The 13430-nt window shown below is 71.3% G+C and carries 6 protein-coding genes; 5 read left to right on the forward strand and 1 reads right to left on the reverse strand.

The genetic code is table 11. From position 1 onward, the window contains the following. The first annotated feature begins 198 nt into the window (after nt 1–198). Both C6376_RS40100 and C6376_RS40105 read left to right on the forward strand, forming a co-directional pair. On the forward strand, nt 199–1962 hold the full coding sequence (locus C6376_RS40100; RefSeq protein WP_301554731.1) for a fatty acyl-AMP ligase: 1764 nt from the start codon (nt 199–201) through the stop codon (nt 1960–1962). After that, entirely contained in the window at nt 1959–8678 is a 6720-nt protein-coding gene (locus tag C6376_RS40105) for a type I polyketide synthase (RefSeq protein ID WP_107449448.1), read from the forward strand. Before C6376_RS40100 ends, C6376_RS40105 begins: the two co-directional genes overlap by 4 nt. 37 nt (nt 8679–8715) lie before the next feature. On the opposite strand, the gene ccrA is transcribed toward C6376_RS40105, so the two are convergent. Then, entirely contained in the window at nt 8716–10050 is a 1335-nt protein-coding gene (gene ccrA / locus C6376_RS40110) for a crotonyl-CoA carboxylase/reductase (protein WP_107448074.1), read from the reverse strand. Nucleotides 10051–10796: 746 nt separating this feature from the next. Between ccrA and C6376_RS40115 the strand changes: the two genes are divergently transcribed. From C6376_RS40115 to C6376_RS40130, 3 genes are all read left to right on the forward strand, one after another. Continuing rightward, nucleotides 10797–11603: an IPT/TIG domain-containing protein gene (locus tag C6376_RS40115; RefSeq protein WP_107448075.1), complete on the forward strand. Its 807-nt coding sequence runs from the start codon at nt 10797–10799 to the stop codon at nt 11601–11603. Between the two features lie 612 nt (nt 11604–12215). Continuing rightward, a complete protein-coding gene (locus tag C6376_RS40125) occupies nt 12216–12488 on the forward strand; it encodes a hypothetical protein (RefSeq protein WP_159083417.1) in 273 nt (90 codons plus the stop codon). Between the two features lie 480 nt (nt 12489–12968). After that, nucleotides 12969–13415 (forward strand): Ig-like domain-containing protein, encoded by a 447-nt coding sequence (locus C6376_RS40130; protein WP_107448078.1) that lies wholly within the window; start codon nt 12969–12971, stop codon nt 13413–13415. Nucleotides 13416–13430: the final 15 nt, after the last annotated feature.

Genomic DNA, 13430 nt, shown 5'->3' on the forward strand with positions numbered 1-13430 from the left:
TGGCGTGTCACCCGGGTCCCGGCTCACGGGTGTGTTTCCCTGATCTTTACGCGCGACCGCTGCAGGTAGGTGTGGACCGCGACTCGTACGGCCGGCTCGTGCAAGCACCTCGCAGATGCATGTCTGCCCCGGGGCCGACCAGACATCCTTCGCTCCTGTCCGACACAACGAAGGCTTGGTGACTCAGTGCCGTCATTTGTGGGAGATACGCTCAGCCACTCTCTGGCTCAGTCGGCAGCGCAGGCGCCCAACATGACGGCCTTCACCTTCGTGGACTTCAGCGCCGACAGGGACGGCACTGCACACGAGCTGACATGGAGACAGCTCGAGGACAAGGTCCGGGCAACCGCGAAGGGTCTGCGTCACATGGGGGCGGCCGGTGAGCGAGTGGCCATCGTCGCCCCCCAGGGTTTGGACTACGTCGTCGGCTTCCTCGCGGCTGCCTGCGCCGGAGCGATCGCGGTCCCCCTGTTCCCGCCCTCCCTGCCCGGGCACAGCGAAAAGCTGGCCTCCTCCCTGAACGACGCCGCTCCCATGCTGACCCTGTGCACCCAGGAGCAGCGCGCCTCGGTCGAAGCGTTCGGCGCCGAGCACAGCGTCCCCCCAGGCATGCACATCACGACCCTGTCGGACCTTCAGGAATACGCCGCCGACGGCGGGCAGGAGCCGCACCCGCCCGTCGGACCCGAGGACTGCGCCTACCTGCAGTACACGTCGGGATCGACACGCATCCCGTCCGGGGTGGAGATCACACACGCCAACGTCTGCGCCAATGCCCGCCAGGCGCTGGAAGCCTACGACATCCGCCCCCACCGCAACTGCACCGTCGGATGGCTGCCGCTCTACCACGACATGGGCCTGGTACTGATGGTCGTGCTGCCGGTGATCGGCGGTGTTTCCTCGGTCCTCATGGATCCGGCGGCATTCGTCCAGCAGCCTGTCCGCTGGCTGCGCCTGCTCACCCGGCACAGCGGCGCCCTGACGGCGGCGCCGAACTTCGCCTACGACTACTGCGTGCAGCGCGTACCCGACAGCGAGCGCGCCGGCCTGTCCCTGGGGTCCGTGGCCGCGATGGTCAACGGCAGCGAACCGATCCGCAGCCGGACGCTGGCCCGCTTCCAGGAGGCCTTCGGCCCCCACGGCATGCGCACCGTGATCATGCGCCCCTCCTACGGCCTGGCGGAGGCGACGGTGTTCGTCTCCACCTCTCCCCAGGAGGAAGAGCCCACGGTCACCGTCTTCGACCGCAACATGCTGGCGCAGGGCACGGCCCGTGTCGTCGAGCCCGCACAAGGCTCGCCCACCAGCGAGCTGGTCGCCTGCGGCCGGCCGGTCACTCAGGACATCGCCATCGTCGACCCCGTGACATGCCGCCGCCAGGAAGACGGCACGGTCGGCGAGATCTGGATCAAAGGGCCCAACGTCGGACGCGGATACTGGGGCCGCCCCAAGGAGACCGGCGAGATCTTCCACGCCGTTCTGGACGGAGACGACCCGTACCGGCCGGACCAACACTGGCTTCGCAGCGGCGACTTGGGACTGTGGCACGACAAGCAGCTCTATGTGACGGGCCGCACCAAGGACCTGGTGATCATCGACGGCACCAACCACTACCCGCACGACATCGAGGAAACCGTGCAGAACGCGCACACCGCCATCCGCCGCCACCACTGCGCGGCCTTCGCCGTCAGTACCGACGAGACAGAAAAGCTCGTCATCGTCGCCGAGCACGCGCGCGACCTCACCGACCCCGACTCCGTGCGCGCGGAAGTCGCCCGCGCCGTGCGCGCAGCCGTCGCCCGCAGCCACGCGATCGCCGTCCACGACTTCGTGTTCGCGGCACCCGACACCGTGCCGCACACGACCAGCGGCAAGGTCGCCCGCCCGGCCTGCCGCGAAAGGTACCTGCGAGGCCAGTGGCCGGCGAAGCCGGCACAGCGGAAGGGAACCGACGGCGCATGACCGCAGCAGGTCGACAGGACGACACCCCGGCGGCACACGTTGCGCTTCCCGGCGCCGGCACCCCCCACACCCCACCCGACCCGGCAGAGCTGCGCGTCGTGCTGCGCGAACTCGTCGCGAGCATGTGCGGCGTGCCGGCCGGCGAACTCCAGGACACACGCCCGCTGCCCGAGTACGGCCTCACCTCACGCGACGCGGTCGACCTCAGCGGCCGTCTCGAAGACTTACTGAACACCTCGCTTCCCACCACGCTGCTGTGGGAGAACCCCACCATCGAAGCACTCCTTCACCACCTGGCCCCACCGCAAGAACCGGGCCAGGACCGGCGGACCGCGCCCGAGGACGACACACCGGCCGCCGATGCCGTACCGATCGCGGTGGTGGGCATCGGATGCCGCCTTCCCGGCAAGATCAACGGCCCTGAGGCGTTCTGGCAGCAGCTGCTCGCCGGCACCGACGCGGTGGGCCGGGTTCCCGACCGCCGCTGGCGGGACTTCGACAACGGCACAGCCGACACCGCCGCCGTACTGGAACGCACCTGCCGATGGGGGGGATTCCTGGACGACGTCGAAGGCTTCGACGCCGACTTCTTCGGCATCACCCCGCGCGAAGCCGAAGTCATGGATCCCCAGCAGCGCCTCCTGCTCGAGGTGGGCTGCGAGGCCCTCGACCACGCGGGGATCGGCGCCGAAACCCTGCAAGGCACCGCCACCGGCGTCTTCGTCGGCATCAGCGCACTGGAATACGGGCAGCTGACCACCGCGGACGTCCGCCGCGTCACGGCCTGGACCAGCACCGGAGCAGCAGGCAGCATCGTCGCCAACCGCATGTCCTACCTGCTGGACCTGCGCGGGCCGAGCATGACCATCGATTCCGCCTGCTCGTCGTCCCTGGTCGCCGTTCACCAGGCGTGTCGCAGCCTGCGCAGCGCAGAGAGCCACACGGCGCTGGCCGCGGGCATCAACGTGATGCTGTCCCCGGCCACCACCGCCACCTTCGACCAGGCCGGCGCACTGGCCGCCGACGGCAGATGCAAACCCTTCGACGCCGGCGCCGACGGCATCACGAGAGGAGAAGGCTGCGGCGTCGTCGTCCTGAAGAGACTGCCCGACGCCCACCGCGACGGTGACCGCATCCTCGCCGTCATCCGCGGCAGCGCCGTCAACTCCGACGGCCGCTCGGCCGGACTCATGGCCCCCAACCCCCACGCCCAGCGCGCCCTGCTGCGCAGCGCCCTGCGCGACGCCCGGGTCCAGGCGGCCGACGTCGACTACGTCGAGGCCCACGGCACCGGCACCCTCCTGGGCGACCCCATCGAGGCGGACGCCCTCGGCGACGTGCTGGGACAGGGACGCACGAGCGACCGTCCGCTGCTGATCGGATCCGTCAAGAGCAACCTCGGACACCTCGAAGGCGCGGCAGGCATCGTCGGCCTGATCAAGACCGTGCTCTCCCTCCACCACGGCCGACTGCCCGCCACCCTGCACTTCCACCGCCCCAACCCGCACATCGACTTCACAGCCCTGGCACTGCGCGTCGTCACCGAGCCGACGCCCTGGCCCCACCGCCCGCACCGGCCGGCCCTGGCCGGAGTGTCCGCCTTCGGATTCGGAGGCACCAACGCACACGTCGTCCTGGAACAGGCACCACCACAGGCCATGACAGCGCGTGACGAGAACCCGACCGCGCACGACGAAACCGCTGACAGCGCCGCTCCCCACGTCCTGCTCGTCACCGCGCGCTCCAAGGACCGCCTGCGCGACGTCGCCACGAGCCTCGCACACCGGCTGGCGTCCAAGGACGCACCCCCTCTCACCGACCTCGCCCACACCCTCGCGCACCTCGGCCGCGGCCCCGTCAGCGCGGCCGTCGTGGGAAGAACCACCGGTGACCTGGTGGGCGCGCTGGCCGCACTCGTACGGGAGGAGTCCGTGCCCGGCGTCATCGAGGCCGGCACGAGGGCCCAGCGGCCCGGCTCGCGCCGTGCGGTCTTCGTCTTCTCCGGCTACGGCTCCCAGTGGAGCGGCATGGGACGCCGCCTGCTGCAGGACGAACAGGCCTTCGCCGCCTCCGTGACCCGGATGGACCCTGCCTTCGCAGCGGAGCTGGGCACCTCCCTCACCGACCTGATCACGCAGGAACAGAGCACCAGCGTGGACCGCGTCCAGCCGCTCCTGTTCGGACTGCAGATCGCGCTCGCCGACACCCTGCGCGCGCACGGCGTCACACCGGCCGCAGTGATCGGCCACTCGATGGGAGAGGTCGGCGCGGCCGTCATCGCCGGCGCACTGACGCTGCGCGACGGCCTGCGGGTGATGCATCACCGCTCGCTGCACCTCACCGGCATCGACGAGGAACACGCAGGCGCCATGGCAGCGATCGAACTGCCCGACGACGAACGCGCCGAAGTCCTCAGCCGCTACCCCGGCGTCGACATCGCGGTGCACGCCTCACCCCGCCGGTGCACCGTCGCCGGGCCGAGCGGCCCCGTCCGGCAGCTGACCGAAGACCTCACGGCGCACGGGCGACTGGCCCGCCTGCTCGCCGTGGGCGGAGCCGGCCACTCCCGCGCCGTCGACCCCATCCTGCCGGCGCTGCGCGAAGCCCTCGGCCCCCTTGAGGCGCGTACACCCGCCCTCGCCTGGTACAGCACCGTGCTCGACGACCCCCGCGCGCCGGTCCGCCCCGACGCGGACTACTGGTGCGCCAACGCACGCCGGCCCGTGCGTTTCGAGCAGGCGGTGACGGCCGCTGCCGCGGACGGCCACGATCTCTTCGTCGAGATCGCCCCGCAACCCGTCGCGGCCGTCCCGCTCGCCGAAACCCTCGCCGCCGTATCCCCGCACGACGCCCTCGTGGTGCCCACCCTGCACAAGAACGGCGACGACACGGTCAGCCTGTTCACCGCACTGACCCGGCTCCACCTCGCCGGTGTCACCGGTCCGGGCCAGGCACTGTGGCCCAGCGGCAAGCGCGCACCGGTGCCCACCCCGCCGTGGCGCCACGTCAGACACTGGTTCACCGCCGGCAGAGCGTCCAGCGGCACGCCCGCCCGCGGCGGCCACGCACTGATCGGCCTGCGGGTGGACGACCCGGTGACCGCACGGACCCTGTGGCACGGGGACGTGGGTACCGCCCAGGACCGGCAGCAGCCCCGAAAGCTGCACGGACGGCCCGTACTGAGCCTGTCGGACTGCGCGCAGTTGCTGTTCGCCGCGGCCGTGGACATGAGCCGCAGCGATCTGACGGCGGTGCGCATCGAAGACCTCGTCGTGCACCGGTGGCTGGCGCTGTCCGCCAGCACCCCCATCACGACCGTGTGGCAGCCGGCCGGCCCCCACCGGGCAGCCGTTTCCATCCACTCCCGGTCCGCCGCGGGCACGTGGCTGTGCCACGCCTCGGCTCGCGTGGTGAGCGCACCGCACCGCCTCGAAGACGACCGCCCCCACGACGCGGACACCGCGCCCCCTCTTCACTGGCAGGCCGGCACCGACGCGCAGCCGGCGCCGGGCCGGCGTGCGCTGGCACACCTCCTCGACGTCCTGCTGCACGCACCGGCCGCCATGGAGCCGGCCGCAGCGGACCGCAATCCCCGCGAGCCGGTACCGGCCGGCGAGCACGCTCCCTCCTCACTGCGATCGCTGCAGCTGCAGCGCACCGCGGTCGACGACGAGTACCACATCCGGTGCGAGCTCTCGGCATCCGGCCAGGGCCCCGCAGATGACGAACACGACCCCCACCCCCAGGACGGCTGCTGGGACATCCGGGCGGCAAGCGGGTCGGGCCAGGCGGACATCGAGGCCCGCGGGGTGCAGATGCGGCCCGTCCAGCGCAGCGAAGTGCCGGCCCCCCTGGACCACATCACCTATGACATCCAGTGGACGAAGACCGGCGCCGGCGTACCGCGCCCGCCGCACTCCCTCCTGCTGTTGACCGACCCCCGGGACGCCGATCGCCATCAGCTCGCCGCCCCCCTCGCGGCAGCCCTCGACGCCAAAGACATGAACGTCACCACCGGCGAGTACCACGACGACACGATCGCCGCCCTCCTGGACGACTGGCGGCACCGGGCCGGCACCGGCCGGACAGCCGTCGCCATGCTCTTCAACAGCCGCCCGCCGGCATCCGAGACGACATTGCACGAAGTGCAGGCGGCCGCACACGTGGCACGCCTTCTGCTCTCGGCGCCGCCGCAGACACCGCCTCCCCGCCTGTGGCTGGTGACCCGCAATGCCGTCTGCGCGGCACCGGGCGAAGCACCGCATCCCGACCAGGCCTGTCTGCGCGGCCTCATTCGCGCCATGGCCCTTGAACGCCCCGAACTCCGGGCCTGCCTGGTCGACATCGCCGCGCAGCCCGCCCTGGTGGACGCCCTGGTGGACGACCTCGTCCAAGAACTCCTCGCCGACGGCGACGCCGACGAGGTCGCCTGGCGTGCCGGAACCCGCCTCGTGGCCCGCCTGTCACCGGCCGACCTGAGCGAACCGTACGACAACGTGCCCTTCGCCCGTCCCGACGGCGCCTACATCCTCACCGGCGGACTCACCGGGCTGGGCCTGGCCACGGCCAGGCGGCTGGCCGAACACGGAGCAGGCCGTATCGTGCTCAACGGCCGCCGCGCCCCCGGTCCGCAGGCCGAACAGGCCCTGAGGGAACTGGCCGACCTGGGCACCTCGGTGAGCGTCGTCCAGGGCGATATCGCCGACCTCGACGTGGCACCACGCCTGGTGGCGGCCGCTGAGGCCGACGGCCACGTGCTGCGGGGCGTCGCCCACGCCGCCGGCGTCCTTCACGACCGCATTGTCACCGACCTGCAGCCCCGCGACATCGCCGAGGTCTTCAGGCCCAAAGTCATCGGCGCGCTGCGGCTCGAAGCCGCTACAGACGATCACGACCTCGACTGGTGGCTCTCCTACAGCTCCGCTGCCGCCCTGTTCGGCTCGCCCGGACAGGCGGCCTACGCGGCGGCCAACGCCTGGCTGGACGCCATGGCGCACCGGCGGCGAGCCGCCGGCCGCCCCGCGACCGCCATCGCGTGGGGGCCGTGGGCGCAGGTCGGTGGCGCCCCGGACAACCCGGCACTGCCGCTGGAACCCATCGGCCTGGCCGAGGGGCTGGACGCCCTGCAGGCACTGCTCACCTGCGGGCGGCCCTACACGGGCGTGGTTCACCTCGACGCCCTCCAGGCCCTCCAGGCCTTCCCCGGCCTGCAAGCCCTGCCGTTCTTCGCCGACGTGCTGTCGGACGAGGCCGGCCCCGGCGAGGACTGGGTCGGCCCCCAGGGCATCGCCGGACTCGGCGACGCAGCCGCCCGAAGAGTCCTGGAACGGCTGGCCGAACGCACGGCGGCGGTCATGGGATTCGCGGCACACGACCTGAACGACGACGTCGCGCTGACGGACCTCGGCCTGGACTCCCTGATGACGGTGCGTATCCAGAACGCGGCCCGCCACGACTTCGCGGTGGAAGTACCCCCGACGCTCTTGCTGCGCGGGGCGACTCTGCGCGACCTCGGTGCCGCGGTGCTCAGCGAACTCCAACTGCGGCCTGCCGGCCCGGCGTCGCCCGCACAGCCGCCCCCCGCGGCCCAGGACCGGCCGCGCCCTGCCGCCCACGGCACCCCTCCGCCGCTGCCCACCGCCATCGGCCCCCGGGACGCAGCCGAACGCCTCGTGGCGAGTGTGTGGGGTCACGTCCTGGGCGTTCGCCCCGACAGCGTCGACGACGACTTCGTCGCCGTATGCGGCGGCCCGCACGCGGTGCGCGCCCTCACCGAGGGCATCCGCCGGCGCCTGGGCGACACCGACGTCGCCCTTACCGAGGAACAGGTCCTGGACGGTCCCACCGTCGCCGCCATCGCAGACCTCATCCGGCCCGCGGTCAACGGCACCGGCAACCTGATCGTGCGCACGCTTCGCCAGGCCCCGCAGGGCAGCCGCCGCCCGCCCCTGTTCACCTTCCACCCCGCCGGCGGGCCCACCTCGGTCTACCGCCCCCTGGTCCAGCTGCTCCGCGCCGATCAGAGCGTCTACGGCTTCGAGCGCGTCGACGAGGCCGCCTCGCTGGAGGAGAAGGCCACCCGGTACCTGGGGATCATCAAAGACCTTCAGCCCGAAGGCCCCTACCGTCTGCTGGGCTGGTCCTTCGGAGGCTGCCTGGCCTACGAAGTGGCCTGTCAGCTCCGCGAACAGGGCCAGGAGGTGGGCTTCCTGGGACTGATCGACACCATCCTGCCCGCGGCGCTGCCCGGCCTGGACTCACAGATGCTGCTCGAGCGCTTCGGCCGATTCGTCGAATACATCGAGCACACCTACGGACACCGGCTGGAACTTCCCTACGAGGAACTCGCCGGCACCGCCGACGAGGAACAGATCGACGTCGTCATGCGGCTGCTGACCGAGGCCGGCATCAGCATGAGCCAGGGCATCCTCGAGCATCAGCGGACCTCGTACATCGACGCACGGGTGGGGGAGCGCTACCGGCCCAGGCCCTACGAAGGGCACGTGGTGCTCTACCGGGCGCAGGAGGCGCAGGCGCTGACGACGGCCCTGGACCCCCGCTATCTGCGCTCCGAGGCGGACCTGGGATGGGCGCCGCTGTGCCCCTCGCTCGAGGTCGTCCCCGTCCAGGGCGATCATCTGTCGCTGATCGACCCGCCCCAGGTCGAAGTCATCGCCGAGCACCTCACCCAGGCCCTCGAAGCAGGCAGCGGCTGACGGCCCGGCGCCGCGAACGGCGGCGGCGCCGGACCGGTCAGCGGCCGGCTCGTCTGCGGAAGACCCGCAGCCGGTCCTCGCCCACCTTCGCCCGGGCCTGCGGGTCCGTCACGCCCTGCCCGGGGCTCGGCGCGAGGCACAGCACACCGACCTTGCCGATGTGCTGATTGGTCTGCACGCTCCTGGTGGCCGCCCCCACCTCGCGCAGGGTGTACGTCCTGGACAGCGCCGGCACGAGACGGCCCAGGCTGAACAGCCGGTTCACCTCGCACTGTTCGTGCAGGTTGGCGCCGTGACTTCCGATGATCCGCTTGAGACGCATCCACAGGTAGCGGTTGTCGTAGGTGTGCTCGTATCCGGTGCTGGAGCCGCAGGTGATGACGGTGCCTCCGCGACGGGCGAGGAAGACCGACGCACCGAACGTCTTGCGTCCGGTGTGCTCGAACACGATGTGCGGGTCCTCACCCACCGCGTCACGGATGGCGGCACCGAGCTTCTTCCACCCGTCGGGCCGCTCGAGTGCGCCCGGGGCGCCGTCTTCGATGTCGGAGCGGTTGATGACCGCCTGGCAGCCCAGCGACCGCAACACGGCGGCCTTCTCCTCGGAATTGACCACGCCGACCGGAATGCCGCCGCCGTTGAGCACCAACTGGACGGCGTACGAGCCGAGGCCACCGGTCGCCCCCCACACCAGGACGACATCGCCCTGCTTCATCCGCGCCCCGCGTTCGCTGACCAGCATGCGGTAGGCGGTGCTGGCACACAGCGGGTTGGCGGCGGCCTCCTCCCACGTCAGCACGGCCGGCTTGGGCATCAGCTGGCTCGCCCGCACGACCGCGTAGTGGGCCAGGCCGCCGAAGTTCGTCTCGAAGCCCCACGCCTTTTGCCCGGCTCCCAGCATGCCGTCGCGGTGGGTGTCGGGATCCTGCTCATCGACGTAGGCGGGGGCGACGACCACATGGTCCCCGACTTTCCACCTGCGCACCGAAGAACCGGTGCGTACGATCACGCCCGACGCATCCGATCCCACCACCTGATAGGGCAGGTCGTGGCGGGACTCCCACCCGCCGGCCCTCCCCATCTGCTTCAGGAACTGAAACGTCGGCAGCGGTTCGAACATCGCCGTCCACACCGTGTTGTAATTGATCGCACTCGCCATGACGGCGACCAGTGCCTCATCGGGGGCCAGTTCCGGCATCGGCACCTCTTCGACGAACAAGGACTTGCGTACGTCCTTGTCCTCGACACCCTCGAACATGCCGACGTCGCAGGCACGCACCACGGCTGCCGTGAAGGATTCGGGGACGGGCAGGGCCTTGAGGTCCTGTGCGTCTGCTCCAGCGACCACGGCCTCCGACAAGGTGCTGTTCATAGGTGACTGGCCTCCTGCTCGGTCATGGAAGGCGACCTGTGCCGTCATGGATCAGGCCGCCCCAGACGCCTGACACCAAACCTCTCGGGACGTCTGTATCAAGCAAGCTTTGCCGCCGCGTGCTTCGCAACCGCACGAACACCGCACCCTCCTCGATCGCTGAAGGCGTGCAGGTCAGACGTGTGAGCACTACGCACACGGAACACGGCGTCGACCATAGGGAGTAATCGCCCGACCGGTGCCGGCGACGGGCCGGCCGGCGTCGTGACGGCACGTCATGCGCCCGCACGGGCGCGGGCGTACACGTGCCGCACCGCACATCGCAGCAACCGCGAGACCCGGGGGAGCAGCCCGGCGCGAAAGCTGTTCGCGCCCCCCACACGGGTGATGTTCCGCAAGGCCTCTTGTCATCCCGTCACCCGTATGGATCAATGGAAATACCGGTAGGCGGCCCATCCCTTCTGGTAGCGCACAGAGCCGGCGCTCGCGAACTCCTCCGGTGCACATCAGCGGCACATGCAGCTCGGCCGCCGCCCATGGCGAGAGTTGCACCACAGGTCCCCGGCAGTCCGCCGGAGTCGGCCGAAGACCCCGCGATTCCTCCCGGCACTGTGACCGTCCACGGCCACATCCGGGTCACCCCCCCGCCGGTGCCGTCGTGCGGTCTCGACACGAGCCGCGCCACGCGCCCGCGGCCAAAGGCTGACGCCTCTCACACGACAGCAACGAAGTCCAGGAGGACACCCATGTCTGAAACCGCTCTGCTTCCCGTCCTGACGCAGCCCACGCTGATCGGTGCGGTCCCCGGCTTCGGGCCGACCACCGGCGGCAACTCCGTCCTGCTCCTCGGCGCCAACCTCGGCGGCGCCACCTCGGTCACGTTCGCGGGCACGCCCGCCACCATCGTCTCCCAGGACCTCTTCGGCCTCCTGATCACCGTGGTCGCGCCGCCGCACGCCGCCGGCAACGTGCCCGTCGTGGTGACCACCGCGGCCGGCGCCAGCAACCCGGCGAACTACACCTACGTGGGACCTGTGGTGCCCGCACCCCCGAGCGTCCTCGCCTTCAGTCCGCCCTCCGGGCCGACGGCCGGCGGCACCCCCTTCACGATCGTGGGCACCAACCTCACCGGCGCGAGCGTCACCTTCGACGGCGTACCCGCCGTCGGAGTGAACGTCATCGCGGGCGTGGTACTGACCGGCGTCACGCCGCCGCACGCGGCCGGCAATGTCGCCGTCGTCGTGACCACCGCCTCCGGCAGCGCCTCCGTGGCAGGCGGATACACCTACGTCGGCCTGCCCCTGCCCACGGCAGTCTCCATCACCCCGGCGGTCGGCGCCGCCGTCGGCGGCACGCCGATCGCCATCATCGGCACCAACCTCGCCGGGGCCACCGTGACCATCGGCGGAGTCCCGGCGACCGGCGTGGTCGTCGACGTCACCGGCACGGTGCTGGCAGCCGTCACTCCCGCAGGAGCGGTCGGAAACGCGGAGGTCGTCGTGACGACTCCCGCGGGGAGCGTGACCGTCAGCGGCGGATTCACCTACGTCTGATCGACGCGCGGGCGGGCCCGGACGGCGTGAGCGGTCCGGGCCCGCCCGGGTGCGCAGAACGCCGCGAAGACGCACCCCCCGGTGCCGGCCCGGCGGCACGTGCGCCGGCCCCGCCGCGATCGCGCGCCCCGTCCCGCCGGGCCGCACCGCTCGTGCCCAGCGGCGCCTTCGGGGACAAGGCGGCTCGTCCCCGAAGGACGAGCCGCCTTGTCCGTGCCGCCGCACGACGTGCACACCCGGCCGCATCCCGTCGCGGCACCTTGAGGGCAGGACCACCGCTCGTGCTCCAGCGGCTCCTCGGCCGTGTGCACGCCGGACACGGATCCCACCGCTCACCGGCCCCGATCCGTGCCGGCGTCCACCGTCGGCCCCTTTCCTCCGTGCGCGGCCGGCCGCGCCTGTTGCGGCCGCGGCTCACGCAGGGCCGTGAGGTCGTGCACCCCGCTCACTCCAGTGGCCCAACGGGCTTACGGTTCGGAGTGTCTCTCGGCATGAGTCCTTCGTTCCCAGTGCATGAATCTCCGTCCGATGCCTTCGGCTGACAGCGCCGCTACGTCTGAGAGTTGGGGGGCATTGGTCGGGACCGCGCACTGGGACGGCAAGGACGTGACAGTGCCCGGCCCGCGAAGCGAGCCGACGGCGGCAGAGCCGCTGCCACCGCTGCCCTGCCGACGGCCCACCGCGCCCCGCCACGCCGCCCCGCGTCCCTTCGCGGACCTGCATCTCACACCGCTGTATGCGGCGCTGGCCCGCGAGTGGGAGGCGCGAGGCGCGGTACTGCCCGGCGCCGCGGACCCGGACTGGCGGTTCGCCTCGTGGTCGGTGATGGACGCCGAGGTGCGCAGGATCTTGCGCAGCCTGCGCCTGCAGCGCGTTGCCGAGTAGGAGCGGCACCGAAGGCATTGATCACGAGCGTGACTGCCGCCGACCGGACTCGGTCACGACAGGGCCTGCGCGCGGGGTGAAAGCGGGCGGCCTTCACCCCGCGCAGAGCCGCCGCTGCGGCGGATCTCACACGGACGCGTGACGGCGTGGCCGTCTGTGCAAGCGCACCGCCGGGCCCTCCCGCACCGGGACGGGCCCGCCCCCGCGCTTTCGCGCCCGCGCCGCCCCGCCCGCAGACGCTTCACACAGCCGGCCCGCCCCGCGGCCGCCGCCCGGCAGACCCCGGCGCCGCGACCGGCACGGACGGCACCCCGTTCCGGGCGCATTCCCGACACCCATTAGTGCATAAGAGGCAAACAGCAAAAGAAAGGAGCATTTCGTGAAACATGTGATGTTCTAATCGGGTCGGGGTGGACCAGTCCAACGATCAATCCATGAGGAGCGGCAGTGCTACGTCAGCAAGGATGGAAAGCATGGTTCATGGTCGTCCCCGCGGCACTGGCCGCGGCCGGGGCCTTCGCTTCTCCGGCGGCTGCTGCGGAGGCCTCGACGACGTCGGTCCAGGCAGCGCCTTCCTCGGCAGGCACCGGCGAACTGGTGCACCTGACGGCAACAGTGACGTGCGGGGCCGGCCCTGCAGGCGGCCTGGGCGTGACATTCTTCGATGGCGCCACCCTGCTGGACACCGTTCCCGTCGCTGCTGACGGCACCGCGCACTACTACGCCACGTTCACGGCGCCCGGCACACACTCGATCACAGGCGCCTACAACGGCAACGACAACTGCAGCGCTTCGAACGGCACGGCCGCGGTTCAGGTGTCCGCCTCGCCGACCCCCCCTGCGGGAAACGGGGCTTGCTTCCTCCTGTGCGCAGGGGCCCTCGTCAACTTCTCCGTCGGCAACATCAACAACAACTTCGGCGCCTAGGCATACGGGCGCCGG

This window comes from Streptomyces sp. P3, from assembly GCF_003032475.1.
Taxonomy (GTDB): Bacteria; Actinomycetota; Actinomycetes; order Streptomycetales; family Streptomycetaceae; genus Streptomyces.